Origin of the sequence: Klebsiella sp. HMSC16C06 (genome assembly GCF_001808325.1) — a bacterium.
Lineage (GTDB): Bacteria > Pseudomonadota > Gammaproteobacteria > Enterobacterales > Enterobacteriaceae > Klebsiella > Klebsiella variicola.
On the sequence record NZ_KV792988.1, the window covers coordinates 307,225 to 330,255 of the forward strand.

Here is a 23,031-nt window from a genome sequence, read left to right on the forward strand (position 1 = left end):
ATGTCGTTTTCTCTGAATGTCTCGACAGTGCTATCCGCCATTCAGGGAGGAAGCCTGTTATCCGTCCTTAACAGCGCCCTGTCGCCAACTTACCGGATCACCTACAACACGGTGGATAAGTCAATTTCAACCGCAATAGCCGGGCAGGAGGTTTTCTCTCCGTCCGGCTGGGTTAGTGTTGATCGCTACGGTGATGCTAACGTGACGAAGGGGCCGGTTGAAAATGGGCAGTATACTTCGTACAACAAGGTCCGGCAGCCATCGGAGTTAAGGGTGATCCTGGCGCTTGAAGGATGGACCGCATATACAGGAGCGCTTCCAAATCTGACAAACTTCTCTCTTCTTAGCCGAAGTAATTTCATCAAAAAGCTTGATGAGATGAAAAACACGGCTAGCACCTACAACATCGAGACACCTGATACGGTGTATTACAGCTACGATCTGACCCACTTTGATTACTTTGTGGGGTCGTATCGTGGGCAGACGTTGTTGATGGCGAACTGCACTTTCGAGGAGATCATGGATAGCGGTGAAGTAATTATCGCTAATGGGGTTTCCGGTAAGGCACCGACAAATAACGACAAAACAAACAACAAGGGCGCTGCAAAAACAGAGGTGATCACTGCTTCAACTAAAGAAGTAACACTTACTGACGCAAAAAACGCATGGACAAGCGGAAATTCATCGCTATCAAGCGCTATTGATCTTACCGGCAGTGCCATAGTTTCAGGTGTCAATTCGGCGGCCAAATCGGTATCGCAAGTATGGGATAACTCATCAACAGCGGTCGCAAAACAGATCAAAAGCACGGTGGCTGATTTTCTTGAAAATAAGGTGATGTGACATGCAGGAAATTAGCTTATCGCCGTCACTATCCCAAAAGGTTTATGTCACGCTTGGTGGCCAGAACTGCGCTATCAAGTTGCATCAGCGCTCAACTGGATTCTACATAGACCTGTATGTTGATGACGCTGCAATTATGCAGGGAGTCCTCTGCCTTAACTGTATATATCTCGTCAGATATAAGTATCTTGGATTTAAGGGAGATCTAATTTTTGTAGACACAAAAGGGGATGCCGATCCGGTTTATGACGAAATAGGGACGCGCTTTAAGCTGTATTATGCGTCGAGTGATGAGGTGGGCCGATGAGCTATAAGGAAAGAGAGTTAACGGTTGAGTTTACTCTGGCCAATGGCACCTTTGACGGCAAAAAAGGTAACACGCTCATAGCCGAAGGGTTCAAGTGTGAGCTTTCTGTTTCGGCTTATGGGGGAGCTACCGGGACGATGATGGAGCTTAGCCTATGGGGCTTATCCCTTGATAATATGGCTAAATTGACCACCAACTCCGAAAAATTCTTCGGTGAGCAGCAAAACGCCATACGGGTTTTTACTGGAGATGTTTGCGTGTTTATGGGCACGATAATATCTGCCAGGGTTAATCTGAATCAAATGCCTGATGCTCCGATTGAAATAACAGCCTCGGCTATTGGAAAGGAAAAGCTTGTCGTATGCGAGCCAACATCAATTGAAGGTGAAGCGTCTGTCGCCGATATGATAAACGCACTGGCCTCTAAGGTGGATTTGAAGTTCGTAAATGTTGATGTTAAATCAGTGCACAGCAACCCTTATTATGAGGGAAATGCCATTGAGCAAATTCAGAAAATTGCAGCCGACCATAATATCATCGCAGATATAGACTTTGGGACGGTTACAATCTACACCGGGGAAAGCCCTGTTGACTCTGTAGTTCCATTTATATCTCCAGAGCATGGATTAATTGGCTACCCTATTTTTTATGATATTGGTATAAATTTCCGCTGCATTTATTCACCATCAATAAAGCTGGCACGAAAAATAAAACTGGAAACCTCTCTCCCTCACGCAAGTGGAGATTGGATAGTCCAGTATGGAACCACTCATTATTTGTCATGCAAGGTCCCCGGCGGACTATGGGAAACATTCGTTGTAGCTTATCCAGGATTTGTATTTGGAGTGTGAGATGCTTACCAAGCAAAAGCCTAGTGACATGTCGTGTCAGGGGAATGCTGTTCTTTCGCTTATAGCCGGAGCCATAAAAGGCTGTGTGTTTGCTGATATCGTCATAGTCAAAAAAGTGAATGGCAAGACCCTTACCGTTTTTCCTCTGGTTACTGGAACAAACGCTTCGGGCGGTTCCATAGCAAACCAGGATGTTTACAATGTTCCATTCATTCAGTATCAGGCTGGAAATAGCTCGGTAAAAATGACGCCCAGAGTAGGCGATATTGGCTTGGTGATTGCCTGCGATAAAGACATCACAAATGTGAAAAAAACTAAAGGCGGCGGCCCTCCACCAACTCAGCGCAGGCACTCATACTCAGATGCCGTTTACATCACGGCTATCGCTAGCCTGAACGGAGAGCCTACTGAGTACGCGGAGTTTACCGGCAGCGGCATAAACATCAAAAGCCCCGGCGTGGTTAACATCAACGGACTGAAGATACTCGCGAACGGAACTCTTCAGTTGGTAGACGGCTCGGTTGTCGATAAACACACTCATGGTGGCGTTGAATTTGGTGGAAGTAACACTGCCCCACTGGGTGGCTAACATTAACCTAAAGAGGGTTCAGCGTTATGTGTCAGATCATGAGTAATTCAGATTGGGGCATCTACCTCAATTTTTACCCCATCGTGGGGATAAAAACATTCGTCCAAAATATCGAATATTTTCGTCGGATAGCTCATTCGCCCGCAATGCATTCCACTTCTCAAGAGCGGCAGCATAATGCCGTTTTCTTAGAGGAATGCCGAGGAGACCGGCCTCCGGAAAGTCTGGATGTTTCGCCACCAATGCCTTGAGGTCCTCTTCAGCGCGGTTCATCTCCAAGTTGATATCTCTAAGCCTGTAGTCAATGGATGCCCGGGCGCATAGCACAGCACCAATGCCTGACAAGCCACTCTGGAGAAGGTATTTTTCAATGGATTCAGGGAAGTTGTCAGGGGCATTTAAGTTGGGGTTTTGCCCACAATAAGCGAGAACCAAGAGTAACTCATCGGTTCTTATCGTATCTGGCAGTTCTGTCAAGAATTGCAATACCACTTTTCGTGCGTCCAGACTTTCCATGTTGACTCCTTAGGGGGGCAAAGCATCAACATAAAGTGAATCGGAATTACTTGAAATCCTGACATTTGATCAGTGTAGATTTTCACAGTGCTGGCCAGATAGACGCAGGTGCTGGCGGCGCGGTATCATCCCGAGGAAGCCGCACAAATCCTCTGGAGCCGTAATAATGATTAAAAAGCCCTTGCTATTAACAATTCTGCTAATAACAACAACTCTTTCACATGCAGAGACGCTCGAAGAATTTTTCAATAAAAATAAAGAGCTTAACGGTGACATTGAAATTAGGTTAGCTATAAAAGAGAAAGCCTCTCAACTTGCCTTATCAGAAGCATATGATGAGGGGGCAAGTGATCTCTCTGGTAGGAGTGGCAGGCTGATGCGGGATGATGGCGGTAGTTATGCTAGATATGCGGTGAAAACTCTTATTGATGCTTGCAATAATATTGGTCCTTATCAAAGCATGCTTGACGATCAGGCGTGCAAAAGGCTAGAAGGCAAGGTTAGAGACATAAAATAATGAAAGCCCACCATTGGGTGGGCTTCTTCTTAGCCGAATCTGTCTTTAAAGCCGATGTCACTTTTTCTTTTTTTCATTTTGCTATTGCAGTTCGGGCAAAGGTGTTGCTTTTTACCGTCGATCTTCCAGGTGTAGTAGTTCCGTTTAAACCCTGTGCCGCATACATCGCAACGACTCGGTTTAAACAGTTTAGCCAGAAATACCAGCACGATAATCCCTATGATCCATTCCATCTATGACTCCTTGCTGTAGATGTCTTTAAGCGTATCAAACACAACCTTTTTAAACTGCTCTGCCTGCTGGTCTGCAAGGCGCTCTGCGTCGTCGCGGTATCCTGATACTGACGATGGCTCAGATAATGCTACTTGCACTATTTGGACCAGTTCGGCGTTGATGGAACGACCGTTCATCTTGGCCCTCTGATCAAGTTTTGCTTTCAAATCAGCAGGAAGTCGCAACTTGAATTGCGGATCATCTCTGGACATTAATTCACCATGTTTTTTCTTGACAGCATATAACGGTGATAGTACATTCTCAAGTGAACCACGGTGGTTCACTTGGTTGGAGGGTGAATGAAAGGCGCAAGAAAATTACCGCAGTTTAACCTACGGTGGCCGGCAGAAACTTTAGTTCTTGCTAAACAGGTTGCAGCGGAAAATGGCAGGTCTTTGAACGAAGAGCTTTATCGAATGTTCATGGACAAGATGAAAGAAGAAGGGCGATGCGTCGCTTAAAAGTTGAAGCCCCAACTGCGGTAACAGTCAGGGCTTCGGTATCAACAAACCACCTAGGAATGATGACATGACAAGTATAGCAATTCTTGAAGCAGTTAACACCTCTTACGTGCCGTTCAACGGTCAGCAAGTGATAACTGCAGTTGCTGCTGGTGTGACTTACGTGGCAATGCGTCAGATTGTAGAGAATATCGGAATGGACTGGACTGGTCAGTCGGTAAAGCTGCGCAAAATGAAGGACAGATTCAACTGTAGAGATATCTCTATGGTTGCCGCCGACGGCAAGCTGCGCAAGCTTTTGTGCCTTCCATTGAAAAAACTCAATGGATGGCTGTTCAGTATCAACCCAGAAAAAGTGCGTGCTGATATCCGCGACAAACTGATCAAGTACCAAGAGGAATGTTTTACCGTTCTGCATGACTACTGGACTAAAGGTGAGGTCAAGAACCCACGCAAAAAGACCACGGTCGATGAAAGAACGCCACTTCGGGATGCCGTTAACATGCTGGTAAGCAAAAGGCACATGATGTATCCGGAAGCTTACGCAATGATCCATCAGCGCTTTAATGTTGACAGTATTGAAGACCTAGATGCTTCACAAATTCCTACCGCCATTGAGTACGTTCACCGCGTAGCGCTGGAGGGGGAGTTCTTGGGCAAGCAGGAAACACTGCCAGCACCTAAGTTTGACGTAAACATTCCGCTTCAATGGTGGATCGATAACAACCCGTTGGTTCGCAGTGGCAACCTGTCATTTGGAAAGTCTCTAACAGCCCCGTCATTTGACGTGACGATGGAGATGCTTTGTGGCGACAACTCTACATCTGCGGCAATTCGGCTGATTAACGTTCTGGAAGAGGCCGGCTTTGATGTTTCGGCTCCGAAGGCTGAAATTGTGGCGATGCGCAAACATCTGGGTAATGTCGAGTACGGCATGAAGGCTATCGCAGACGCTTGCCGCCGGGCGGGGAATAAAACCATCTCGTTCCGTGGCGGAAAGGCTGAATATGTAATTGGTTAGGGACCTACACAAAAAGTGTAGGTCAAACGGGTTACAAAAATCTTGTAACCCATGACACAAACCTCGCTTCGGCGGGGTTTTTTTATGGGAGTAAATCATGCTCATTACCCTGTCAATCGACACCTCACGCATAGACGACAAGATTCACGTCCTGACCGGAGAGCTTAAATCACGATTTCCCGATGGAATTTCTGAGCGAGTCGATAGCGAACTGTCTCGCCTGACTAACGACATCATCTTTACTGATTTCTCTTCCACAGTCGGCGCAGATGGAACCCGCGAGGTCGTCCAGCGTGTTGACTTCGGCGGGAGCTTTGATGCGTTCACTTCCGCACTCCGGGCAGGTGATTTTGATGTCCATGGTGATCCCCTCAAAGTTGTTTAAAGCAACATACCCAGGACGCCTGATTTATTAAATCCTGACATTTAACCAATGGATATTCATCCATGAAAACAATATCTCTCAAACTCGATACCGATACCTGGGATCTTGTCCTTGATGAGCTGGGTAATATCGCCACGGTTGAAAATCCCTACGCCTGCGCTCAGGACGTAGCGACGGCATGCCTGGCCATACGCGGCGAGTGCATTTACGAAAAAGACACCGGCGTTAATTACAAAGAGCTTCTGAACGTTAAGGCCAGCACCGGCGCCATGGCGGCCGCGCTTCAGGTTGAAGCGTTGCGGATGAGCTATATCGCGCGCGCTGAGCCGACGCTGATTAACAACCGCGATACGCGCCGCACTACCGGCGTTATTGCGATCGTGGATACCAACGGCCTGGATTCCAGCATCACCCTGTGAGGAAAAAATGACGAAAATCTCTACGGCGGTACCGGCCGTGACCTTTTCCACCACTGGTCTTGATGTTCCAGATGAGGGAGACATTCTTGCCGGGCGTATAGCTGATATTGGTTCTGCATTCGGGACGGCTATGAGCACGAACCTCAAGACGCCGCAGGGGCAACTGGCTGTCACTGATACTGCAATCATCGCAGACAAGAACGATCAGCTTCTGGCTATCGTCAACAACATGAACCCGGACTTTTCCTCTGGCAGATTTCAGGATGGCATCGGCAGGATTTACTTCCTCGATCGCATTGCTGCTGCGGGTACGGTTGTAACGGCCACATGCTCCGGCGTACCGGGGACGGTGATCCCGGCACAGTCTTATGCAACCGACGATAACGGTTATATGTACGTGTCACTGGCAGCCGGAACGATAGGCGCAGACGGGACGGTAAAGATCGAGTTCCAGAACCTGACTACCGGGCCGATAGCTTGTCCCATCGGTACCCTGACAAACATCTATGTCGCGGTAAGTGGCTGGTCGAGTATCACCAACGAGACCGCGGGTGTGCCGGGCTCGAATGTTGAAGGGCGATCTGCATTTGAGTATCGCCGGCGCCAGTCAGTGGCACGTAACGCCTTCAACACGGCAGCGGCTGTGCGGGCTGCTGTCCTGGAAGTCGATGGGGTGCTTGATGTTTATGTGATCGACAACAAAGAGCCGACTTCCGTCGAAAAAGGTTCCACGAATTACACGATGCTTGCCAGCTCGATTTATATCGGGGTTTATGGCGGGGCAGTGGCAGACATTGCAGCGGCCATCAATAAAAAACTCCCCCCGGGCACCGTTATGAACGGTGACACCACCGGAACCGTGCAGGATACCGAAAATTATGACGCCCCTTATCCGGAGTACACCTACAGGTGGAAAACGCTGGATGCGGTGAGCGTTCATATCAAGGTGGAATACGAAGAGAATGATGGCCTTCCGTCAGATATCAACGCGCAGATCAGAGCGGTCGTCCTGAATTCCTTCACCGGCGCAGATGGTGGCACCCGGGCGCGTGCCGGCGCGCGAATTTATGGCAGCCGGTATATCGGCCCTATCCAGGCGCTAGATGCACAGAACATGAACGTTCTTTCTGTCCAGATCTCTCTGGATGGAACAACCTGGTCTAGTGCGCTGACCATGGGCATTGATCAGGAACCGACTCTCGATGCGACAAACATCATAACGGAGGCGGTAAGTGAATAATGTCGACTGGACGATCTACGCGCAGTACGTGAACTCAACCAGCCTGCGGTCACTGATTGACTCCTTTAACGCTTCTGTAGCGCCAGAGGACTGGATAGACACGTTCTATGACCTCGTATTTAACATCGAGACCTGTGGTGATTACGGGCTGATGTGCTGGGGTAAAATCGTTGATGTAGAGCGTTTGCTGACTGTGACGCCATCCCAGCAGTTTCTGGGGTTTGGCGAAGCGACCAGCACCCCGGCAGAACTCACCGACCCGCAACCCTTTAACCAGGCACCTTTCTATACCGGCGTACAGGACACGAATACTGTCGTCCTGACCAATGATGCATACCGCAAGCTGATCATGTGCAAAGCGATGGCGAACATCAGCGACTGCACCGTGCCGGTCATGAATCGCATGCTGATGTACATGTTCGGAAGTAGCGGGCGGGCTTATGTCCGTGACAACGGCAATCATGTCATGAGCTACGTCTTTGAATTCGTCCTGTCAGATGTAGAGTTAGCCATAGTACAGAGTTCCGGGGCGCTTCCTTCCCCTCCCGGAGTAAAAGTAAACATCATTCAGGAGGTCTGAATTGAATAATTCAGCCATGCCACTGCGTCTGACGGTGGTCTTTGCCGCGTCTGGCGATCGTAACAGCATTCCTACCGACGCCACCACCGAAACGCTGAATGGGGGAAAGGCATCATTCGATGTTGGCTTCCCCCCAATCACCAGAATCGCTCTCTCATCAGGCGGGAAACCACCTCAAGGTCAGGATTTTAACGGTATATTCTATGAGTCTTTTTTGAGGCACCAGTGGAATCAGGCTGGGGGTGGATATCCATTTGATTCGGCTTATGCAGCCGCTATTGGCGGTTACCCAAAAGGGGCTGTTGTTCCATTTAGTACTCTCGACGGGCTTTGGCTGAACACCCTCAATAGCAACAATGGGACACCTGAAAACACAGGTGGTGTCGCATCAGGGTGGGTCCCTGTGTCAAGTTATGGTATTTCGTCAATAACTGCATCGGGATCTGCGAATATCACGCTGACTGCCTTGCAGGCTTCGCGTCCAGAAATAGTTATCAGCGGAGTGCTAACTGGGAATATCTATTTATTTTTCCCTCCGTGGATTAAAGAATGGAAGGTAACAAATAATACCTCGGGTGGATTTAATGTCGTTTGCAAAACAATTAGCGGGAGCAATACAGCAACATTATATCCTGCAGGGCGGGGAAAAATTCGCTGCGATGGAACGAATGTCTATTTCGTAGATGCTACTAGTGGCCCCGGGCAGTCCGGAGGGTTCCTTTTTGGAAATGGTGCTCGTCTTGCCTGGGGTTATACGGATGCCAATTGCACCATTGCCGGGATTGATGGTGAATACGAAACGGATAACATTTTTGTTGCTCCATCTTTTACAACCAGTGATGGAGTGTTTGGGTTTAATACCATCTGTTCAGTAAAAGTTATTCCAGTTGATGTTGGTGGCGCCGGACAGAATGAACGCTCATGGCTTATGGACTCGACGTTTTCAGGAAGTGGTTTTTCATTTCGTTCTGCATGCAAGACGCAGAACGCAACCATTAGAACTCGCTGGGAAGTAATAGGATTCTGATATGGCAACTACAGACACCCAACAGGCCGCGCAATTTTCTGCTGAGGCAGCAGTTAGTGCTGCCGAAGCAAAACAATATTTAATTGAAGCTCAGCAGGGTTATCAGGATACCAGCGCAGCGGCGCAAGAAGCTAAAGATGCTGCCGCGGCAGCAGCAACATCAGAGCAAAATGCCACATATTCAGAGGCTAACGCAGCTCAGTCAGCAGCGGCAGCAGTGGATGCAAAAGATGATGCGGAGGCGGCCGCTAGTAGTGCTTCAGACTACGCAAAGAACAAATTCACATTCTATAAGACTGCCAGCGATCCTGATGGCACCATTGCCGGGTTGGCAGCTACTACTGACGGCCAGTCTTTCTGGGTAGCCCAGGGCCCAGATGCGCTTTCCGCTGCATGGCAGTATCAAAACAAAGCAGGCGTGGCCGTATTGCAGGCGAAGCAGCCGGGTACAGCGGCCATAACAGGGACAATCCGTGAGTTTCCGACGCTGGCTGCGGCGCAGGCAGACGCAGATGCTGGCAACATACCGGTAGGATCAACTGCGTATTACCGTAGCCCTGACGATAGCTCGCTGGCAATTGAGGTAGTTAATAGCGGCGGGACTCTGCAACCAACCGGGCGAAAAATGCCCTCACAAAAATACATCAACTCGATGATTATCACAGATGATGGCTCCCCCATCATGACTGTAAATGACGACGTCGGCTTTAGGCTTGCCGCGCTAGGGAGAGATCTACTTCAAAACAGAGCGATACATGCTGAATATGACGATACTCTTGAGGGATTCATTTTTAGAGATAGTGTCGGATTTATAATTCAGCAAATAGGGGTCCCTCTTCTTAGCAATGTTGATGATATACAGCCAATAGTTGAACAGGAGCAGTTAGTTACAAAAGCATTGCATGCGGAGGCAACTGATGATGTAACAGGGGTGTTGTTTCGAGATAGTGTTGGCTTCATCTTATTAAATGTGGATGGAGAGCAGCAATCAATATCCGACAGCGATAGTGCAGATATAGCGAAACGCAATTCTGACAATATCGCTGCTGCAGACGCCATGCGGGCAGAAATAAATTACTCTTTTCAGAGGCCTGTTTTTGATATAAATATAATTGTTACTTATGGTCAGTCATATAGTAACGGAACGCAAGGGTTTCCATGCCTTACCAGGGAAATAAAAGACTCTCTTAATTTAAAGATGCTGGGGATGTCAGTCAGGCCCCTTAATGTGCATAGTGGGTCTACATTTAACCCAGTTGGCAGCGCAGCGCTTAACAATTTGGTTGCTGTAAATCAAAGTGATGATGATGGTCATATCATGACTGATGCTGAAGTTATTGCGGCCAGCCCATGGTCTAATAATTATGGCGAATCGGTCGACATCGCATCTTTGCAGATGTGGAGAACAATGCAGTTCCAGCAAAAAGTTATTTCATCAGATTCCCGTCAGTATATTGCAGTAAACTGTGGTGTTGGCGGTCAAATTATCGAAAACCTTGAAAAAGGTTCATCAACCGGATTTTATAACAGGATTATTTCAGCGGTGACGCAGGTTAAGGGCATAGCTGATGCAGCCGGCAAAACCTGCGGCGTGGTTGGGTTATTGTATCTAGGGAACGAGTACAATTATGACAGTACGAAAGGCGGAACCACCGATAGAGTGGCCTACAGAAACAAACTACGTGGATTAATTGATGATTTCATCAGCGATACAATCGCAATCACTGGACAGGAGTCCGTGCCGCTAACTTTACTGTATCAGACTGGAGGAAGTTATACTCGCGATGTAACTAAAATGTCCATTGGAGAAGCCCAGCTTGACATATGTGCTGCTGACCAGAATGTTATGATGGCCTCACCAAATTATATGGTTACAGGAAAAGGCGGCCATCCTGACGCAAATGGATATCGCTGGCTGGCCTCTCAGTTTGGTAAGGTTTTGCACAGAGTTCAGGATCGGTCTCAGCAATGGAAGCCATTGCAGCCCAGGAACATTACAATAAAAGGGACCCTCATCAGAATAGATTTTTTGGTATGGTCTCCGCCACTTAAGTTTATGTCTTCTTACGCGATTGGCACGGTAGCCCAGGATTACTCTGCCAGAGGATTTAGGGTTACAGATGATCTTGGTGATGTTCCGATATCATCTGTACAAATTGTCGCGGCGACAGTGGTTGATTTAGAATTATCCAGGGAGACATCAGGTAGTGTATTTGTCTGGTACGGCAGCGAAACTGCATCTGGAGGTTGCGGGAATCTGTTTGATAGCGATGGAACAATATCGATATCAAACTACGAATATCGCCCTGACCTTGGAGAGCGATCCTCTGCAAATATCACCGCCCTTGTAAATAAACCATATCCACTAAACAATCCATGCGTAGCTTTTTATAGACAGGCCACTTCACTTTAAAGGACAGATAAATGGGAACTCGAATCATTACTAATGACTTTGTAGGAGATAGTGGGTTAGGTTTTGATCCGCTAGTCAGGAGAGGGTTGCAGTATTTAAACTTTTTTGGCGGTACCGCTGATAAAACCGGTCGAAACCTGGCCCCGGGTGGCGCAGCTGCAACGGTACTGGGTTCGCCTGTTGTGCAGGAAAATGGCGTCCAGTTTACGCCTGCAGGCACATTGCTTGATACGGGTATTCTTCAGTCTCTGGACTTTACTTTTTTCACAATCTTTAACTGTCCGACCCTTTCACAGATTCTGCTGCTCAGCAATTTTAACGGGCCACGGCAGTCTGGCTCAGGAACTACGCAAGGGGTGACTTTAAGAACCCAGGCTGGCTCTACAAATATGACGCTTAACTTTGCTGTTAATACTATTAACGGCAGTACATCTACCCAGCAGTCGGTCGCATTAAGCGGATTGCTCGCTAATACGAATTATCTGGTATGTGCCAGATTCAAATCCGGCCAAAAAATGGATTTTAAAATAATAAATAAAGCTCTTTCAGCGGAGAAAACCTCAGGAATGAGCGACCCTGCCGATTTGGGGGCCAAGTTACGCATAGGTGGTAGTTACCAAACTGACCTGACAAACGCAGGGATTCACAGAATGTCGGCACTACACAACGTTGCGCTAACTGATGATGAAATCACGAAAGCCGGTGCGCAATGGACTGCGTGGGCTAATGCTTTGGGTGTTCCGCTCTAGGATTTCTGCGGTTACGTTGTGCTGGATATCTCCCTGAAGCCATCACAAGGCAGTCAGGTTCTGATCCAGCACGGAGGCGGGACAGAGCTTGCCACGCTGAGAGGAAGGTCGCTGATTACCGAAGATGGCGAAGCGATCGAGGGCGAAGCCCTGGACGATGTCACTGTCATCGGGGTCGTGACGTTTACTATCTGCGATGTTCGCCAGGACAACGCGGTTGTTTAGTTTCTGTCAGCTCGAGGCTGCTGTGTCGTAGTTGTGGCGTGACAGGAATGCACGATAAAGACAGGGATGTATTCAAACGACACGAAACGACACAAAACCGGATGCGAACGCGGAAAAAATGTGTGATTACAGTGTGTTATTTAACGCTCTACTTTCTTCTAAGCCGTAGGTCACAGGTTCGAATCCTGTAGGGCGTGCCATTCAATATCAGCTTCTTATCCTCTTGCTGCTTTTTCGTACCGGACACCATTTTCCCTATCCTGTAACCTGGCTGTGCTATTGCGGTTGAAAAACATATTTCAAATACGTGTTAATACATTCGTTATTTTTCCTCTGCCGTCTATTTTTCTGCGCAAAAGTCATTATCCTAAAAACGATCCTCATTCATTATTTCATGTTCACATACCGTAAGTTTCATGCTTAAATCCGCGCAACATATAATGGAATATGTTTTTGCACTGCATGTTAAGTAATAACGAGAACACGGATGAAATCTCTGTATTTGGCTCTGGGACTAATGACGCTGAGTCTGACCACCTACGCCGCTTTTTTATCGCCAGCCGATCGCGACAGCGTTGAGCAACAGCAGCAACAATTACTGCGTCAGAACCAGCAGCAACGTGAATCGCTGGAGCGCGCCACGCCAAGCCTTCACGCGGCGATGCCTGCGCAGGCTGAAGCCTCTGATGGTCCCTGTTTTTCTATCCATCGCATCGCGTTAGATGGCGCGACGCTTATTGATCCGCGTCAGCAGCAAAAAATAGTCCAGCCCTGGCTTGGGCAGTGCATGGATATTGCGCGTATTACTAAACTCGTAAATATTATTTCCGACTGGTATATCAGTCGGGGATATATTACCAGCCGCGCTTTTCTGACCGAGCAGGATTTACGTTCCGGGGTATTACATCTGACTATTCTTGAAGGAAAGCTCGAAAAAATCACCATGGAAGGGGCGGCTAAACGTGAGTTAACAATGGCGTTTCCAGGGCTGGAAGGCCATATTCTTAACCTGCGTGATATCGAACAGGGGATGGAGCAGATTAACCGCACGCGCGCGACGCCTGTGCAAATTGAAATCCAGCCGGGCGAAAAACCTGGCGGCTCCATCGTTAACCTGACGGCGACAGCGGAGCGCCCACTTTTGTTGTCGATGAGCGTCGACAACAGCGGCCAGAAGAGTACAGGTAGCGGACAAATCAACACGGGTTTAACAGGCAACAATCTTTTAGGGCTGGCCGATCGCTGGTTTGTCAGCGGCGGGCGCAGCAGCGGGTTTTCGAATGCCAAAGACGCGCAGAATATTGCCGCAGGGGTCAGCATTCCTTACGGTTATACGCTGTTTGACTACAGCTACAGCTGGAATAATTACCTGAGTACACTCGATAACCACGGCTGGATCTGGCGTTCCAGCGGTGACACCGAAACCCACCGGCTAAACTTCTCACAGGTTCTCTTTCGCAATGGCGACCTGAAAACGGGTCTCTCCGCCGGACTGAGTTATCGGACCAACCACAATTATCTCGACGATGTTTTGCTGCAAAGCAGTAGCCGTAAGTTGACGACACTGCTGTTTGGCCTCAACCACACGCAAAAAATGTTTGCCGGGATTGCCACCTTCAACCCCACGTTTTCCCGCGGAATGCCGTGGTTTGGTGCCGAAAATGACGGTAATAAACCGGGCGATTTGCCAAAAGCGGAATTCAGAAAATGGAGTCTGAGCGCCAGCTTTCAGCGCCCGTTGCTCAACGATCTCTGGTGGCTTAGCAGCCTTTACGGCCAGTGGTCTCCGGACCGCTTATATGGCAGCGAGCGCCTGACCTTAGGCGGGGAAAGCTCAGTACGTGGTTTTAAAGAACAGTACATTTCAGGGGACAATGGCGGTTACTGGCGTAATGAACTGAACTACGCGCTTTTTACGCTCCCCGCCATTGGGCAGGTCGGCGCTCTGGCCGCACTGGATGGCGGCTGGTTGCATGCTGACCGACTCGATCCCCGGGCCGCCGGAACCTTGTGGGGCGCAGCGGTAGGGTTCACCACGACGAATCGCTGGTTATCCACCTCTTTTACCGTGGCTGGTCCGCTGGCGTATCCGGACTGGCTTGGTCCCGATCGCCTCAATATCTACTACCGCGTTGCCGTGGCATTTTAAAGGATTATCGTCATGCATCAGCCTCCCATTCGCCTGTCATCGCGTCTGCTAAGTTACGTGATTAGCCTCCTGCTGGCCGGGCAGCCACTCCTGCCCGCCATTGGCGCAGCGATCAATCCCGAGGGCGCCACCGGTGTGGATAGTGCCGCAAATGGTGTGCCGGTCGTTAATATTGCCACCCCGAACGGCAGCGGGATCTCGCATAACCAGTTTAAGGATTACCACGTTGGCCAGGAGGGTTTAATCCTCAACAATGCGACCGGAAAGCTGAATCAGACCCAGCTCGGTGGGTTTATCCAGAACAACCCGAATCTGCAGGCCGGCAGGGAAGCGAAGGGCATCATTAACGAAGTGACCGGTGGTCATCGATCGCAGTTGAACGGGTACACCGAAGTCGCAGGCAAGGCGGCGAACGTGATGGTCGCCAACCCCTATGGCATCACCTGTAACGGCTGCGGCTTTATTAACACTCCCCAGGCAACCTTGACCACTGGCAAACCCGTGTTTGATGAGGCGGGGAATTTGCAGGCGCTGGAGGTCGCGAAGGGAACCATCTCCATTGAAGGCAAAGGCATTGACGCCAGCGGCAGCGATGCGTTGTCGATTATCTCCCGAGCGACGGAAGTGAATGCGGCGGTTCATGCCAGGGACTTATCGGTGATTGCCGGGGCTAACCGGGTGGATAGCCATGGCACTGTCACCCCGATGAGCGGAGAAGGTCAGCCCCCGACGCTGGCGGTGGATACCGGGGCGCTGGGCGGTATGTACGCCAATCGTATTCGTCTGGTGTCGAGCGAAAACGGCGTGGGGGTGAACCTCGGCGACCTGAACGCGCGTCAGGGCGATATCACCCTTGAAGCGAATGGCAGGCTTGCTTTGCGTCACTCACTGGCCAGCGGCGCGATCGCCGTTCGCGGCCAGCATATTGCGCTTACCGGCGATCACAAGGCCGGGGGCGCAATCACATTGCATAGTCAGAGCGATCTGGTATTGAACAATGGGTCCCTGACCAGCGATACCGATCTGCGGCTGACTGCGGGCGGTTCAATCACGCAAAGCCGTGAAAAACTGACCGCCGGACGGGATGTCTCATTGACGGCCAGCGCCATCCGCCAGGATAGCGACAGTCAAATCGATGCGGGTCGCCAGATCGCGCTGCGGGCTGGCGACAGCGTGACGAATGAAGGAAGAATGACGGCCACTGACGATCTTTCGGTGACCGCGAAGACGCTGGCCCATCATGGCGCTCTGATCGCTGGCAACGCTATCTCCCTTGATGCCGCCCGCCAGACGTTGAATGGCGCGATAAACGCTACCGGCGATATCGCGGTATCGGGTGAGACGATCGCCACCAGCGCGGCATCGCAAATCCAGGGAAAACACCTGCATATTGCGGCGAAACAGGTTGATTTAAAAGGGACTCAGGCGGCGAAATCCGCTCTCACCGTGCGCGCCAGCGAAAAACTGACCCACAGTGGTAAAAGCAGTGCTGATACCCTGTCATTGCAAGCCCCGCAACTCAGCAATAGCGGTGTGGCCATCGCCTCCAGGCTGACCACGCAATCGCAGTCTCTCACCAACAATGGCTTGCTACAGGGCGAGGCTCAACTTTCTGTTACCAGCCAAACGTTGAATAACCAGCAGGACGGTACGCTCTATAGCGCGGCAAATCTGACGCTCGCTATCCCGGGTATCCGCAATAGCGGGCTTATCACCAGCGACCGCGCGCTCACCCTGGCCAGCACGACCCTGATCAATCCGGGTGCCATCATCGCCGATACGTTAACGGTTAAAACCGTCACTTTATCCGATGACGGTCTGCTTCAGGGTAATCAGGCACTCACGCTCACCGGCGATTCGCTGGCTCAGGGGGCCACAGGACGTTGGCTGACCGCAGGGGATATGTCGCTCACCGCGACGACGCTAAACGCCGCAGGCGCTATACAAGGGCAGCAACTGCGTATTAATGCGCAGGACTGGCGGCAAAGCGGTTCTCTCCTGGCGACAGGCAATCTGGATGCCACCGTCAGCGGCGCATTGCTCAATGATGGCGACATCATGAGCCAGCGAGATTTTGTCCTGCGAACCTCCTCCCTGACAAACAGCGGCAAGCTCCTTGCCGCCGGCGATATGTCGTTAACGGGTGCCCTGTTCAACAACAATGGTTCGCTGCAGGCAAACCGGATCGCACTGGCGCAAGACAGGATCGGCAATCAAGGGACCGTTATCGGGCTTGACGCGCTCACGCTTAGCAGCAACGGAACCGTGGATAACCGCGGCGATCTGCTAAGCCAGGGCGACCTGACACTCTCCGCTGGCGATATCGCTAACCACGGACGGGTGCAGGGGAAAACCATCGTTATTGAGGGCGCGGACCTCAGTAATAGCGGCGCGATCCAGAGCGCGGTCGATCTGGCGTTAACGCTCAGCGGCGATCTGCAGGCGATTAACGGCAGTAAAATGACTGCCCTGAGGGATGTCCATATCAGCGGCCACGCGCTCAGTAATCAGGGGCTGGTGAGCGCCAGCACGCTGACGATGAAAGGCGACTCGCTGATCAACAGCGGAGAGATTAGCGGGGTAAGCCATCTCGACGTATTGCTGAATGGCGATCTGCAGCAGCAGGGCAAATTGCTGACCGGGGGATCGCTTGTCCTCCATGCGCAAGACCTGAACAACAGCGGTCAGTTGCAGGGGGCGAATACGCAGATTAGCGTGGCTTCGCTCAGCAACAGCGGACGCCTGCAGGGGGACCGCAATCTGACGCTGAACTTGCTAAAAGCGCTCAACAACCAGGCCAACGGGGCCATCCTCAGTCAGGGGGAGCTGACGCTGACGGCGTCTGCGCTCAGCAATCACGGCACGATCCAAAGCCATGGCGCAACCAGCCTCAACAGTACCTTATATGCCCGCAACGCCGGCAACATTGTCTCTGGGGGAGACCTGACGCTTTCCACCCCAGACTACAGCGGCAGCGGCTGGCTGCAGGCAACCCATCTCCTTCTGGACGCGGCGAAGATCGCCAACGCAGGCACGATGCTGGCGGCAAATCAGGCCACGCTGACGGGGAGCACGCTATTAAACAGCGGCACCGTTCAGGCCGCACAGTTAAGTGTCGACACCCGGACACTGGCCAACAGCGGCACCTTGTTCGGCAAGCAGAACCTGTTGCTTTACAGCGACAGCGTAAACAACGACGCGGGCAAACTCTTCAGCGGCGGCGATCTTCTGGCGAACGTCGCCTCCCTCAGCGGCGCGGGTCAGATAGTCGCCCTGGGTAATCTGACGCTGGCGCTGGTCAACAGCTGGATCGCTCAGGGAACTGTGGCCGCAAACAAACAGCTTGCCATCAGCAGCCAGAGCGATATCACCAACGCTGGCGCCTTACAGGGCAATGGCGTAACGCTGACCGCCGCCGGGCAGCTCATCAATAACGGTCAACTGGTAGCTGGCAACGGCAAGACGGCATTGACCGGGCAACAGATTGCGATGAATGGGGAAGGTTCTCTGCAGGCGGGTGGGGACGTGAGCCTGACCAGCCTTGGCCATATCACGCTTGATGGCTTTACCGGTACGGCAGGAAACCTGGTGTTAACGGCCACCGGAACGATCCTCAACACCGCCTTGCTGTATGCGGGCCATAATCTCTCGCTGTTTGCCAACCGCATTCATAACCTGCACGGCGACATACTGGCGGGTAATGACCTGGTGATGCAAAAAAACGCCAGCGGTGATGCCAACACTGAAGTGATTAACACCTCTGGAACGATTGAAACCACGCAGGGTGACATGACCATCAGCACCGGGTACTTGCTCAATCAGCGTGATGGGCTGGAGGTGAAGATCTCGCAGACTAGCGGCGAGCAGGCCATTCCGGGTCTCGGAGAGGCGATAATCGATGTCGATATCAGCCAGCTGGCTGACGGGACGTACGGCCTGAGCAGCTATTTGGCGTCAAGCGAGTCAGGGGCATGTAACGGTCATGGCGCCTGCAGCTATCACAACTGGAACCAGCTCTATTATGCAATGTACGCCGAATCAGCACAGCAGAAGTTTATCGGCAGCCAGACGCGGACGGAGGTCACCAGCCGGGGCGGGGCAGCACGCCTTGCCGCGGGGAAAAATCTACATATTAGCGCCAGCACGCTGGAGAACGTTGCCAGCCATATTCTGGCAAATAGCGATATCGCGTTAACGGGAAATACGCTCAACAATCAGAGCTGGCAGGCCGGTACCGTCACTGACTGGTATATCTATCAGTACGACCCGCACCGCTATGGCTACAACATTGGCTTTGGCAAGGGCGCCGGCTACGCCGTTGCGCCGGGGGCGCCTTATCCCACGGATGACAATAACTATGAGGATGCGCAGCCCGAACGCTCTACCATTGGTTTTACCCTGGCCGGGCATGAATCCACGGCCGAACAGGGAGAAATTTACCGTTCGGTGATCCAGGCTGGCGGCAACGTCAGCGCCAGTTTCGCCAGCGACATCAGCAACACCAACAGCATCGCTAATGCAGATAAAATAAGCAACACGCTTGTCGCGCCTGACCTGAACACACCTTCAGCGCAACTCACTGACGACAGTGAGAGTCTGCAGTCCCTCGCCGGGGCAGATACCACCGCCATCACCCGTCCGGACTGGAACGACACAACCGGTAGCGGCAGCCAGACCATCGGCAACGGTACGGCGCTCGTTCAGGAACCGCTGGGCGATAACTATCCACTGCCGTCCGGCATCAACGGCTATTTTGTCACGTCCGACGATCCGGACAGCCCATATCTGATCACGGTCAATCCGAAGCTCAATGGCCTGGGCCAGCTCGATCCGTCGCTGTTTGGCGATCTGTATAAGCTGGCTGGCATGAATCCAGGCAGCGCGCCACGCGAGACGGGCAGCCAGTACACCGATGGCGACTCGTTCCTTGGCTCGTCATATATGCTGGATCGCCTGGGGCTTAACCCTGACAGCGATTATCGTTTTCTGGGCGATGCGGCGTTTGATACTCGGTATGTCAGCAACGTGGTGCTGAACCAGACCGGGTCACGCTATCTTGATGGCCTCGGCTCTGATCTCGATCAGATGCGTTATCTGATGGACAACGCGGCCGACGTGCAGACCTCGCTTGGCCTGACGTTTGGCGTGGCGCTCACCGCCGCACAGGTGGCGGCGCTCAATCGCAGCATTCTGTGGTGGGAGCCCGCAACGCTTAATGGTCGGACCGTGATGGTGCCGAAAGTTTACCTGTCGCCGAAGGACGTTAGCGTCCGGAACGGTAGCGTAATCAGCGGCAATACCGTGCAACTGGCAGGGGGCAATATCAGCAACAGCGGCAGTACGTTGCTGGCGCGAGACGGCCTTGCCATTGACAGCAGTAATAGCTTCAGCAACCTTAACGCCGGACTTATCCGCGCGGATGGCCGTCTTGACCTGAGCGCGTCGGGCGATATCAATAACATTGGTTCGACGATATCGGCGAAAACGCTGCAGCTGGTAAGCACCGGCGGTAGCATCAATAACGTCACCCGCACTGAGCAATGGCGTGTTGGCGATGAAAGCCGCTGGGGCAATATCCAGTTCAGCGGTACCGATAGCGAGCAAACGGCTGCCATTACTGCCAGCGACGGCCTGTATATGGCCGCGGCGAACACGATCAATATAACCGGAGCGACGGTGAGCGCCGGCGGCGATCTGGCGATGGACGCCGGGAGCAACATCAATATTGCCGCCAGTCAGTTCACCGAGAGTCGCAGCCAGTCTGGCTTCTGGGGCCAGAAACACAGTCGTTCCTCATCCACAACGTATCAGAGCAGCAGCATTACGGCGGGCGGTAACGCGATAATGCGGGCGGGCAACGATCTGAACGTGACGGCCAGTGCCATCAATGCGGGTCACACCGCGCAGTTGGTGGCGGCCAATGACCTGAACCTGAACGCGGCGGGTAACGAACAGAGCAGCCGCACGGGCGGCAGCGAAAGCCATCAGAGCGGCGCAGAGCGTAGCACGGTGACCGCAGGCGACAAGGTAACGCTGGTGGCCGGGCGGGATGTGACCAGCCAGGCGGCGGGCATCGCAGCGGAAGGGAATGTTGGTATTCAGGCCGGACGCGATGTGAATCTGCGGGCGGAAGCCACCACCGCAGGCAGTAGCAGTCATAGCGGTAAGAAAACCGTTATCGATGAATCCGTGCGCCAGCAGGGTACCGACATTGCCAGCGGCGGCAGTACTACGATTATTGCTGGACGCGACGTCAACGCCGAAGCGGCGCAGGTGACTGCCAGCGGGAATATCGGCCTGGCGGCGGGCCGCGATGTGAACCTGACCACGGCGACGGAAAGTGATTACCACTACAAGGAAGAGACGAAGACCAAAAAGGGGTTCCTGAGTAAGAAAACCACGCATACCATCGAAGAGGAGAGCGCCACCCGTGAAGCCGGTACGCTGTTAAGCGGAGATCAGGTTCAGGTGTTGGCAGAGAATAATCTTCTGCTGCAGGGCTCGGCGGTGGTGGCTGAGGGTGATGTTCAGCTCCACGCAGGTAATAATGTCGAGATCACGGCGGCGACCAATACCGATACCGCCTGGCGATTTAAAGAAGAGAAAAAATCCGGCCTGACGGGAACCGGGGGGATCGGATTCTCTATCGGCAGCAGTAAAACCACGCACGAGCTGCGTGAAGCGGGCACCACCCAGAGCCAGAGTGCTTCCACGACGGGAAGTACGGGCGGTAGCGTGGTGATTTCTGCCGGTAAGCAGGCGCATATCGGTGGTTCAGATGTGGTTGCGGGCCGGGATATCCGCATCACCGGCGACAGCGTGGTGATTGACCCCGGGCACGACACCCGGACAGTCGACGAGAAGTTTGAGCAGAAATCCAGCGGGCTGACGGTGGCCCTGTCAGGCAGCGCAGGCGGTGCGGTGAACAATACGGTTTCCGCCGCGCAGAAGGCGAAAGAGGTCAGTGATGGCCGCCTGAGTGCGCTTCAGGGAACAAAAGCGGCGCTTTCCGGTATCCAGGCCGCCCAGGCCGTCGCGCTGGATGGGGCCAGAGGCGGCAGCGATAAGGACAATAACAATACGATTGGTATCAGCGCGTCGCTGGGTTCGCAGTCCTCTTCCTCCCGGTCACATTCGGAGCAGGTGACGACCAGCGGCAGCACCCTGAATGCCGGAAATAACCTCACTGTTACGGCAACGGGCGGCGACATCACGGTCGCGGGCGGCCAGGTGAAAGCCGGTAAGGATGTCACGCTGGAGGCGTTCAGGGATGTGAACCTGACAGCGTCACAGGACACACAGCAGACTACCGGCAGCAACAAAAGCAGCGGCGGCAGTATTGGCGTCGGCGTGGGGGTGGGCTCCGGCGGAGCCGGTATCAGCATCTCGGCAAACGCCAGCAGCAGCAAAGGGCATGAGAGCGGCAACGGCACCTGGCAGAATGCAACCACGGTGGATGCCGGTCATCAGGTCATCATCAGCAGCGGACGGGATACCACGCTGGCCGGCGCACAGGTCAGCGGTCACCAGGTGACCGCTGATGTCGGCCGTGACCTGACGATAACCAGCCTGCGGGACAGCGACCATTACGACAGCACGCAGAGCAGCCTCAGCGGTGGCCTGGGTTACACCTTCGGCGCCGGGTCGTGGTCGGGAAGCCTGAATGCCAGTCGCGACAAAATGACCAGTGACTGGTCTTCGGTGCAGGAGCAGAGCGGGATATTTGCCGGTCAGGGCGGCTTTGATGTCACTGTGGGCAGCCACACGCAGCTGAATGGCGGGGTGATTGCTGCCACAGGAAGCGCAGATAAAAACGGCCTCGATACCGGCACGCTGGGTTTCAGCGATATCCACAACCAGGCGGATTATAAGACGCAGCATCAGGGCGGCGGTATCAGCACCGGGGGCAGCATTGGCTCTCAGTTCGCCGGGAACATGACCAGCGCCCTGCTGGCGGGGGGCGGCAGCAAAGGCCATGCGGAAGGTACGACGCAGTCGGCGGTATCCGAGGGCACTATCATCATCCGTGACCAGGCCAGCCAGAAGCAGGACGTGGCTGACCTGAGTCGCGATGCGGAGCATGCCAGCGGCAGTATCGGGCCGATATTTGACAAGGAGAAGGAGCAGCGGCGTCTGCAGGAAGTGCAGCTGACAGGGGAGATTGGCAGCCAGGTGGCGGATATTGCGCGCACGCAGGGCGAGATAGCAAAACAGAAGGCGATAAAAGACCCTGCAGCCCTGACGGCGGCGGAAGCGAAGCTGAAGGCAGAGGGTAACAGCAGTCCGACGGCAGAACAGATTGCGGACCAGGCGGGTCGTACCGCGATGGCTGCATACGGAACCGGCAGTGACCTGCAGCGGGGTATCCAGGCAGCCACGGCAGCGCTGCAGGGACTGGCGGGCGGTGATATCGCCGGGGCGCTGGCAGGGGCATCGGCGCCGGAGCTGGCGAATCTTATCGGTCAC

19 protein-coding genes and 1 pseudogene are annotated in these 23,031 nt (G+C 52.7%); 16 read left to right on the top strand and 4 right to left on the bottom strand.

The window, feature by feature from the left end; all coding sequences use genetic code 11:
- Genes HMPREF3142_RS06250 through HMPREF3142_RS06265 form a run of 4 tightly spaced genes read left to right on the top strand, consistent with a single transcriptional unit; the run spans nucleotide 1 to nucleotide 2,590 of the window.
- Entirely contained in the window at nucleotides 1–843 is an 843-nt protein-coding gene (locus tag HMPREF3142_RS06250; RefSeq protein WP_064165478.1) for a phage baseplate protein, read from the top strand.
- Nucleotide 844: 1 nt separating this feature from the next.
- Nucleotides 845–1,150: a phage baseplate plug family protein gene (locus HMPREF3142_RS06255; RefSeq protein ID WP_070611830.1), complete on the top strand. Its 306-nt coding sequence runs from the start codon at nucleotides 845–847 to the stop codon at nucleotides 1,148–1,150.
- Nucleotides 1,147–2,001, top strand: a complete 855-nt coding sequence (locus tag HMPREF3142_RS06260) for a baseplate hub protein (protein WP_009308058.1) — start codon at nucleotides 1,147–1,149, stop codon at nucleotides 1,999–2,001. The genes HMPREF3142_RS06255 and HMPREF3142_RS06260 overlap by 4 nt, the downstream gene beginning before the upstream one ends.
- Nucleotide 2,002: 1 nt before the next feature.
- On the top strand, nucleotides 2,003–2,590 hold the full coding sequence (locus HMPREF3142_RS06265; RefSeq protein WP_070611832.1) for a Gp138 family membrane-puncturing spike protein: 588 nt from the start codon (nucleotides 2,003–2,005) through the stop codon (nucleotides 2,588–2,590).
- Nucleotides 2,591–2,656: 66 nt separating this feature from the next.
- Here the strand turns inward: HMPREF3142_RS06265 and HMPREF3142_RS06270 are convergent, their stop codons facing one another.
- Nucleotides 2,657–3,106 carry a hypothetical protein gene (locus HMPREF3142_RS06270; RefSeq protein ID WP_070611834.1) on the bottom strand — a complete coding sequence of 150 codons (450 nt, stop codon included), beginning with the start codon at nucleotides 3,104–3,106 and terminating at the stop codon, nucleotides 2,657–2,659.
- 166 nt (nucleotides 3,107–3,272) lie between these two features.
- Between HMPREF3142_RS06270 and HMPREF3142_RS06275 the strand changes: the two genes are divergently transcribed.
- Nucleotides 3,273–3,623, top strand: a complete 351-nt coding sequence (locus HMPREF3142_RS06275) for a hypothetical protein (RefSeq protein ID WP_012542585.1) — start codon at nucleotides 3,273–3,275, stop codon at nucleotides 3,621–3,623.
- A gap of 29 nt (nucleotides 3,624–3,652) precedes the next feature.
- On the opposite strand, the gene HMPREF3142_RS06280 is transcribed toward HMPREF3142_RS06275, so the two are convergent.
- Together HMPREF3142_RS06280 and HMPREF3142_RS06285 are read right to left on the bottom strand one after the other, a co-directional pair.
- Complete coding sequence (locus HMPREF3142_RS06280) at nucleotides 3,653–3,856, bottom strand: hypothetical protein (protein WP_012542584.1); 204 nt, start codon at nucleotides 3,854–3,856, stop codon at nucleotides 3,653–3,655.
- Entirely contained in the window at nucleotides 3,857–4,108 is a 252-nt protein-coding gene (locus HMPREF3142_RS06285; protein WP_070611836.1) for an Arc family DNA-binding protein, read from the bottom strand.
- Nucleotides 4,109–4,195: 87 nt separating this feature from the next.
- Between HMPREF3142_RS06285 and HMPREF3142_RS27480 the strand changes: the two genes are divergently transcribed.
- Nucleotides 4,196–4,357, top strand: a complete 162-nt coding sequence (locus HMPREF3142_RS27480) for an Arc family DNA-binding protein (protein WP_077270020.1) — start codon at nucleotides 4,196–4,198, stop codon at nucleotides 4,355–4,357.
- A 67-nt stretch (nucleotides 4,358–4,424) separates the two neighbouring features.
- Nucleotides 4,425–5,378: a phage antirepressor N-terminal domain-containing protein gene (locus HMPREF3142_RS06290; protein WP_070611838.1), complete on the top strand. Its 954-nt coding sequence runs from the start codon at nucleotides 4,425–4,427 to the stop codon at nucleotides 5,376–5,378.
- A 169-nt stretch (nucleotides 5,379–5,547) separates the two neighbouring features.
- On the opposite strand, the gene HMPREF3142_RS30185 is transcribed toward HMPREF3142_RS06290, so the two are convergent.
- Nucleotides 5,548–5,739: an ECs_2282 family putative zinc-binding protein gene (locus tag HMPREF3142_RS30185; protein ID WP_004196867.1), complete on the bottom strand. Its 192-nt coding sequence runs from the start codon at nucleotides 5,737–5,739 to the stop codon at nucleotides 5,548–5,550.
- Between the two features lie 86 nt (nucleotides 5,740–5,825).
- Between HMPREF3142_RS30185 and HMPREF3142_RS06300 the strand changes: the two genes are divergently transcribed.
- The 9 genes and pseudogenes from HMPREF3142_RS06300 to HMPREF3142_RS06335 form a co-directional block, all read left to right on the top strand.
- A complete protein-coding gene (locus HMPREF3142_RS06300) occupies nucleotides 5,826–6,182 on the top strand; it encodes a hypothetical protein (protein ID WP_070611842.1) in 357 nt (118 codons plus the stop codon).
- A gap of 7 nt (nucleotides 6,183–6,189) precedes the next feature.
- Nucleotides 6,190–7,422 (top strand): baseplate J/gp47 family protein, encoded by a 1,233-nt coding sequence (locus tag HMPREF3142_RS06305; RefSeq protein WP_070611844.1) that lies wholly within the window; start codon nucleotides 6,190–6,192, stop codon nucleotides 7,420–7,422.
- Entirely contained in the window at nucleotides 7,415–8,002 is a 588-nt protein-coding gene (locus tag HMPREF3142_RS06310; protein ID WP_070611845.1) for a DUF2612 domain-containing protein, read from the top strand. The genes HMPREF3142_RS06305 and HMPREF3142_RS06310 overlap by 8 nt, the downstream gene beginning before the upstream one ends.
- A gap of 1 nt (nucleotide 8,003) precedes the next feature.
- Complete coding sequence (locus HMPREF3142_RS27485) at nucleotides 8,004–9,029, top strand: hypothetical protein (protein ID WP_077270021.1); 1,026 nt, start codon at nucleotides 8,004–8,006, stop codon at nucleotides 9,027–9,029.
- Nucleotide 9,030: 1 nt separating this feature from the next.
- Nucleotides 9,031–11,442 (top strand): hypothetical protein, encoded by a 2,412-nt coding sequence (locus tag HMPREF3142_RS06315; RefSeq protein WP_070611847.1) that lies wholly within the window; start codon nucleotides 9,031–9,033, stop codon nucleotides 11,440–11,442.
- Nucleotides 11,443–11,453: 11 nt separating this feature from the next.
- Complete coding sequence (locus HMPREF3142_RS06320) at nucleotides 11,454–12,191, top strand: hypothetical protein (RefSeq protein WP_070611849.1); 738 nt, start codon at nucleotides 11,454–11,456, stop codon at nucleotides 12,189–12,191.
- A gap of 9 nt (nucleotides 12,192–12,200) precedes the next feature.
- Nucleotides 12,201–12,416: pseudogene (locus tag HMPREF3142_RS06325) on the top strand (hypothetical protein); the annotation flags it as partial.
- A 487-nt stretch (nucleotides 12,417–12,903) separates the two neighbouring features.
- Nucleotides 12,904–14,565 (top strand): ShlB/FhaC/HecB family hemolysin secretion/activation protein, encoded by a 1,662-nt coding sequence (locus HMPREF3142_RS06330; protein ID WP_070611850.1) that lies wholly within the window; start codon nucleotides 12,904–12,906, stop codon nucleotides 14,563–14,565.
- Nucleotides 14,566–14,577: 12 nt separating this feature from the next.
- A partial coding sequence (locus HMPREF3142_RS06335) for a hemagglutinin repeat-containing protein (RefSeq protein WP_077270023.1) occupies nucleotides 14,578–23,031 on the top strand: 8,454 nt, incomplete at its 3' end.

Excerpts from the sequence above, each read along its gene's own strand:
- HMPREF3142_RS06285 (WP_070611836.1), bottom strand. The coding sequence starts at position 4,108 with ATGTCCAGAGATGATCCGCAATTCAAGTTGCGACTTCCTGCTGATTTG.
- HMPREF3142_RS06315 (WP_070611847.1), top strand. The coding sequence starts at position 9,031 with ATGGCAACTACAGACACCCAACAGGCCGCGCAATTTTCTGCTGAGGCA.
- HMPREF3142_RS06265 (WP_070611832.1), top strand. The coding sequence starts at position 2,003 with ATGCTTACCAAGCAAAAGCCTAGTGACATGTCGTGTCAGGGGAATGCT.
- HMPREF3142_RS27480 (WP_077270020.1), top strand. The coding sequence starts at position 4,196 with ATGAAAGGCGCAAGAAAATTACCGCAGTTTAACCTACGGTGGCCGGCA.
- HMPREF3142_RS06275 (WP_012542585.1), top strand. The coding sequence starts at position 3,273 with ATGATTAAAAAGCCCTTGCTATTAACAATTCTGCTAATAACAACAACT.
- HMPREF3142_RS06300 (WP_070611842.1), top strand. The coding sequence starts at position 5,826 with ATGAAAACAATATCTCTCAAACTCGATACCGATACCTGGGATCTTGTC.
- HMPREF3142_RS06330 (WP_070611850.1), top strand. The coding sequence starts at position 12,904 with ATGAAATCTCTGTATTTGGCTCTGGGACTAATGACGCTGAGTCTGACC.
- HMPREF3142_RS06255 (WP_070611830.1), top strand. The coding sequence starts at position 845 with ATGCAGGAAATTAGCTTATCGCCGTCACTATCCCAAAAGGTTTATGTC.
- HMPREF3142_RS06250 (WP_064165478.1), top strand. The coding sequence starts at position 1 with ATGTCGTTTTCTCTGAATGTCTCGACAGTGCTATCCGCCATTCAGGGA.
- HMPREF3142_RS06280 (WP_012542584.1), bottom strand. The coding sequence starts at position 3,856 with ATGGAATGGATCATAGGGATTATCGTGCTGGTATTTCTGGCTAAACTG.
- HMPREF3142_RS30185 (WP_004196867.1), bottom strand. The coding sequence starts at position 5,739 with ATGGACATCAAAATCACCTGCCCGGAGTGCGGAAGTGAACGCATCAAA.
- HMPREF3142_RS06270 (WP_070611834.1), bottom strand. The coding sequence starts at position 3,106 with ATGGAAAGTCTGGACGCACGAAAAGTGGTATTGCAATTCTTGACAGAA.
- HMPREF3142_RS06305 (WP_070611844.1), top strand. The coding sequence starts at position 6,190 with ATGACGAAAATCTCTACGGCGGTACCGGCCGTGACCTTTTCCACCACT.
- HMPREF3142_RS06290 (WP_070611838.1), top strand. The coding sequence starts at position 4,425 with ATGACAAGTATAGCAATTCTTGAAGCAGTTAACACCTCTTACGTGCCG.
- HMPREF3142_RS06260 (WP_009308058.1), top strand. The coding sequence starts at position 1,147 with ATGAGCTATAAGGAAAGAGAGTTAACGGTTGAGTTTACTCTGGCCAAT.
- HMPREF3142_RS06320 (WP_070611849.1), top strand. The coding sequence starts at position 11,454 with ATGGGAACTCGAATCATTACTAATGACTTTGTAGGAGATAGTGGGTTA.